This is a genomic window from Pseudomonas sp. GD04158 (assembly GCF_029834875.1).
GTDB classification, from domain to species: Bacteria; Pseudomonadota; Gammaproteobacteria; order Pseudomonadales; family Pseudomonadaceae; genus Aquipseudomonas; species Aquipseudomonas hydrolytica.
In genome coordinates this window covers 1-5,498 of record NZ_JAODYT010000139.1, presented here as the reverse complement: position 1 = coordinate 5,498, position 5,498 = coordinate 1, and the positions used below count along the sequence as shown (strand labels likewise).

3 protein-coding genes and 1 pseudogene are annotated in these 5,498 nt (G+C 65.3%); 3 read left to right on the top strand and 1 reads right to left on the bottom strand.

Going from position 1 to position 5,498, the window contains the following annotated elements:
* A pseudogene (locus tag N7333_RS23820) lies at positions 1–299 on the bottom strand (PAS domain-containing sensor histidine kinase); the annotation flags it as partial.
* A gap of 141 nt (positions 300–440) precedes the next feature.
* Here N7333_RS23820 and N7333_RS23815 point away from each other — a divergent pair.
* From N7333_RS23815 to N7333_RS23805, 3 genes are all read left to right on the top strand, one after another.
* The gene (locus N7333_RS23815) at positions 441–2,060 is read left to right on the top strand and encodes an acyl-CoA synthetase (protein WP_279859474.1); all 1,620 of its coding nucleotides are present in this window, start codon (positions 441–443) and stop codon (positions 2,058–2,060) included.
* 91 nt (positions 2,061–2,151) lie between these two features.
* Complete coding sequence (locus tag N7333_RS23810; RefSeq protein ID WP_090433018.1) at positions 2,152–3,525, top strand: solute carrier family 23 protein; 1,374 nt, start codon at positions 2,152–2,154, stop codon at positions 3,523–3,525.
* A gap of 57 nt (positions 3,526–3,582) precedes the next feature.
* The gene (locus N7333_RS23805) at positions 3,583–5,355 is read left to right on the top strand and encodes an acyl-CoA dehydrogenase C-terminal domain-containing protein (protein WP_129483005.1); all 1,773 of its coding nucleotides are present in this window, start codon (positions 3,583–3,585) and stop codon (positions 5,353–5,355) included.
* Positions 5,356–5,498 lie beyond the last annotated feature (143 nt).

Here is a 5,498-nt window from a genome sequence, read left to right as displayed (position 1 = left end):
GGCATCCGGCGCAGCGCGTCGAAGGGCAGGCTCGGTTGCTCACCAAGCGCAGCGAACAGCGTCTCGTCACTGGCCTCCAGCGGGTCGCCCATGCCCGGTGGCAGACGCGGCCCGTCGTCCATCTGAGCGTAGGTACGACTGGCCGGCTGCCAGGCCAGGTACCAGGCCTGGCGCACCTGCGGGCAACCCAGCAGAGCCTGGCGCAGGGCCTCGGCCCGCTCGCCCAGGGGCGGCGCCTCGCGCTGGATGCGCAGCCAGGACTGCAGGGGAACCGCGGAAAGATGAGCGTCAGTCTTCATATAGTAGTTATTCTATAAAACCTTGGTACAACTTCCATACAAAATAGAAATGACCTATAAATTATCACCAGCAAGCTTCGGTAATGCCTGCATCATTACCGGAATAACCAGAGCTAACAATCAGCCAAAGGTGTATCCGCCATGTCGATCTACGAGCAGGGCCTCGGCCGCGCCGCCGTCAATCACGTCGCCCTCAGCCCCCTGAGCTTCATCGAACGTACCGCGGCGGTATACCCGCACTATCCGGCCGTGGTGCATGGCTCGATTCGCCGCAACTGGGCCGAAACCTACGCGCGTTGCCGACGCCTGGCCTCGGCGCTGGCCGGCCGTGGCATCGGCAAGGGCGACACGGTAGCGGTGATGCTGCCGAACATCCCGGCCATGCTCGAAGCGCATTTCGGCGTGCCGATGATCGGCGCGGTGCTCAACACCCTCAACGTGCGCCTGGATGCCGAGGCGATCGCCTTCATGCTGCAGCATGGCGAAGCCAAGGTGGTGATCGCCGACCGCGAGTTCTTCGATGTGATCCACGCCGCCATCGGCATGCTCGATCACCCGCCGCTGGTGATCGACGTCGACGACCCCGAGTACGGCGAGGGCCAGGCAGTCAGCGACCTGGACTACGAGGCCTTCCTCGCCGAGGGCGACCCCGAATTCGCCTGGCAGTGGCCCACCGACGAGTGGCAGGCGATCAGCCTCAACTACACCTCGGGCACCACCGGCAACCCCAAGGGCGTGGTCTATCACCACCGCGGTGCCTTCCTTAATGCCATGGGCAACCAGATGACCTGGAACATGGGCAACCACCCGGTCTACCTGTGGACCCTGCCGATGTTTCACTGCAATGGCTGGTGCTACCCCTGGACGATCACCGCACTGGCTGGCGTGCATGTGTTCCTGCGCCGCGTCGACCCGGCGAAGATCCTCACCCTGATCCGCGACGAACAGGTCACCCACCTGTGCGGCGCGCCCATCGTGCTCAACGCCCTGGTGAACATGCCGGCCGAAGCCAAGGCGGCTATCGATCACCCGGTCAAGGCCATGGTCGCCGGCGCCGCGCCGCCCGCGAAGGTGATCGGCGCGGTGGAGGAGATGGGCATCCACGTCACCCATGTGTACGGCCTGACCGAGGTCTACGGCCCGGTGACCTTGTGCGCGTGGCACGCCGAATGGGACGAACTGCCGCTGGAAGAACGCGCCACCATCAAGGCGCGCCAGGGCGTGCGCTACCCGACTCTGGAAGGGGTGATGGTCGCCGACCCGAAAACCCTGGAGCCGGTGCCGCGTGACGGTCAGACCATCGGCGAGATCTTCATGCGCGGCAACACCGTGATGAAGGGCTACCTGAAGAACCCCAGCGCCACCGCCGAAGCCTTCGAGGGCGGCTGGTTCCACACCGGCGACCTGGGCGTGTGCCACGCCGACGGCTACGTGGAAATCCGCGACCGCCTCAAGGACATCATCATCTCCGGCGGCGAGAACATCTCCACCATCGAGGTCGAGGGCGTGCTCTATCGCCACCCGGCGGTGCTGGAGGCGGCGGTGGTCGCCCGCCCGGACGAGAAATGGGGCGAGACGCCCTGCGCCTTCATCACCCTGAAGACCGGCCAGCAGGCCAGTGAAACCGAGATCATGACCTTCTGCCGCGAGCACCTGGCCGGCTTCAAGGTGCCCAAGACCGTGGTCTTCACCCAGCTGCCCAAGACCAGCACCGGCAAGATCCAGAAGTTCGTCCTGCGCGATATGGCCAAGGCGCTCTGATCACGTAGCCCGGATGCAATCCGGGCTACGGCAAAACCGCACCGTTTTCACAACAACAAGAACCGGCCCAGGCGGCCGACGGAGAACCCTCATGCAAATTTTCAAGCGCCGTGACGGCGACGAGCAACCGCACTGGCCCCTCGGCCCGTTCAAGGTGCGCCTGCCCTTCGTGCATTACCGTTGGGAAACCGCCGAGATGCTGCAGGCACTGATCATGTTCGTGGTCAGCCTGGCGATGATCCCGCTGCTGGAGAAATACCTCGGCCTGCCCTACGACGTGGCCCTGGCCTACGTGGTGGTTTGCGGCATCGGCTTCATGCTGCCGGCGCTGCTCGGCGTGCCGCTGGTACCCGGCTGGATCACTCCCGGCATTCCGGTGGTGCTGCTGTTTCTCGGTAATTACGAGCCGGGTCCTGCGGCCATCCAGGCGCTGTTCGCCCTACAGTTCCTGGTGTTCGTGATCTTCCTCTTCCTCGGCGTCACCCGCTTGGGCAGCGCGCTGGTGCGGCTGATCCCCAACTCGATGAAGGGCGGCATCATCATCGGTGCCGGCATCGCCGCACTGATGGGCGAGATCAGCGCCGGCGGCCGCCTGGCCAACACGCCGATCTCTCTGGTGCTGGGCAGCCTGATCTGCCTGTACCTGATGTTCTCGGTGTCGTTCAAGGGCCTGACCGAGCGCGTGCCGCTGGCGCGCAAGATCGTCAACTACGGCATGGTGCCGGGCATGCTGATCGCCATCTTCATCGGCATCGCCGTGGGCGAGTACAAGATGCCGGACGTCAAATGGGGCATCACCGCGCCGGCCTTCGGCGAAATGTGGAACTACCTGCCCTTCAACGTCGGCTTCCCCGGCCTGGACGTGTTCATGCTGGCCGTGCCCACCGCGGTGATCGCCTACGTGATCGCCTTCGGCGACATCATCGTCGGCCAGTCGCTGATGCAGCGCGCCGATGAACTGCGCACCGACGAGGTGATCGAAAACAACGTCGACCGAATTCACCTGGTGACCGCCATCCGCAACGCCCTGCATGCCTTCTTTGCGCCCTACCCTGGCCTGGCTGGCCCGCTGTGGACGGCGGTGGCGGCGACCATGGCCGAGCGCTACAAGTACGGGCGCAAGGCGATGGACTCGATCTACAGCGGCGCCGGCACCTTCTGGATCACCGGTTTCGCCGCGCTGTTCATGCTGCCGCTGGTCAGTTTCTTCCAGCCGGTGCTGCCGATCGCCCTGTCGCTGACGCTGATTCTCACCGGCTACATCTGCCTGATGGTCGGTTTCGAGCAGCTCAACAACAACACCGAGCGCGGCATCGCCGGCACCATGGGTGTGGTGCTCGCCGTCTACGGCGCGGGCTGGGGCCTGGCCGCGGGTGCGGCGCTGTACATCCTGGTCGAACGCACCCATCTGCTTAAATTCACCAGCATCAAGGATAAGTCGCGTAGTCCGGCGGAAGCCGACTGACGCATTTCGTTCCACGCGCCGCGCCTGTCGCGGCGCCACTGCTGTCGAGGTTGCACCATGCCCGAATTCAACGCCCCGCTGCGCGATATGCGCTTCGTCCTCCATGAAGTCTTCCAGGCGCCGAGCCTGTGGGCACGTCTGCCGGCCCTGGCGGAAACCGTCGATGCCGACACCGCCGACGCCATCCTCGAAGAAGCGGCCAAGGTCACCGGCAGCCTGATCGCCCCGCTCAACCGCAGCGGCGACGAAGAAGGCGCACAGTGGGTCGATGGCGACGTGCGCACCCCGACCGGTTTCCGCGAGGCCTATGCCACCTACACCGAAGGCGGCTGGGTGGGCCTGTCCGGCAACCCGAATTACGGCGGCATGGGCATGCCCAAGATGCTCGCCGTAGCCTTCGAGGAAATGCTCTACGCCGCCGGTTCCAGCTTCGCGCTGTACTCGGCGCTGAGCTCCGGCGCCTGCCTGGCCATCGACGCCCACGCCAGCGAGGAGTTGAAATCCACCTACCTGCCGCCAATGTACGAAGGCCGCTGGGCCGGTTCCATGTGCCTGACCGAGGCCCATGCCGGCACCGATCTGGGCATCATCCGCACCCGCGCCGAGCCGCAGGCCGATGGCAGCTACAAGGTCACCGGCAGCAAGATCTTCATTACCGGCGGCGAGCAGGACCTGACCGAGAACATCATCCATCTGGTGCTGGCCAAGCTGCCGGACGCGCCGGCCGGGCCGAAGGGCATCTCGCTGTTCCTGGTGCCCAAGGTGATGGTCAACGCCGACGGCAGCCTCGGCGCGCGCAACGCCGTGAGCTGCGGCTCCATCGAGCACAAGATGGGCATCAAGGCCTCGGCCACCTGCGTGATGAACTTCGACGGCGCCACCGGCTACCTGATCGGCGAGGTCAACAAGGGCCTGGCGGCGATGTTCACCATGATGAACTACGAGCGCCTGTCCATCGGCATCCAGGGCATCGGCTGCGCCGAGGCTTCCTATCAGTCGGCCGTCAGCTACGCCCGCGAACGCATCCAGAGCCGCGCCGCCACTGGCCCGGTCAACCACGACAAGGTCGCCGACCCGATCATCGTCCACGCTGACGTGCGTCGTATGCTGCTGACCATGAAAGCGCTGAACGAGGGCGGCCGGGCCTTTGCCTGCTACGTCGGTCAGCAGCTCGACCTGGCCAAGTACGCCGAGGACGCCAGCGAACGACAGAACGCCGAAGCCCTGGTGGCCCTGCTCACCCCGGTGGCCAAGGCCTTCTTCACCGATACCGGGCTGGAAAGCTGCGTACACGGCCAGCAGGTGTTCGGCGGCCACGGCTATATCCGCGAATGGGGCCAGGAACAGCTGGTGCGCGACGTGCGTATCGCACAGATCTACGAGGGCACCAATGGCATTCAGGCGCTCGACCTGCTGGGGCGCAAGGTGGTGGCCAACGGCGGCGCCGCGCTGCGCCTGTTCGCCGCCGAGGTGCGCGACTTCGCCCATGCCCATGAATCGCCTTACCGCGAACGCCTGATCGAAGCCCTGGAACGCCTGGAGGCGGTCAGCGGCTGGCTGCTGGAACAAGCCAAGAGCGACCCCAACTCGGTGGGCGCCGCCTCGGTGGAGTACCTGCATCTGTTCGGCTACGTCGCCTACGCCTATATGTGGGCGCGCATGGCGGCGGTGGCGCAGGGCAAGCAGGGCGAAGACGAGGCCTTCTACGGCGGCAAGCTGGCCACCGCCGAGTTCTTCTTCGCCCGTCTGCTGCCACGCACTCTGAGCCTGGAGGCGAGCATTCGTGCCGGCAGCCAGCCGCTTTATGGTCTGGCTGCAGAGCAATTTTGAAGACCGTGTCTGCGTTACCTGTGCAGGGGCTCATAGGGCCGTCCGGACAACGTTCGGTTTCAGCCTACCGACGGCGGTTCACGTGGGCTGAAGCCCACCCTACGAGGCCCTCCAACGCCTGCGAAATGCCTGACACCCGGTAA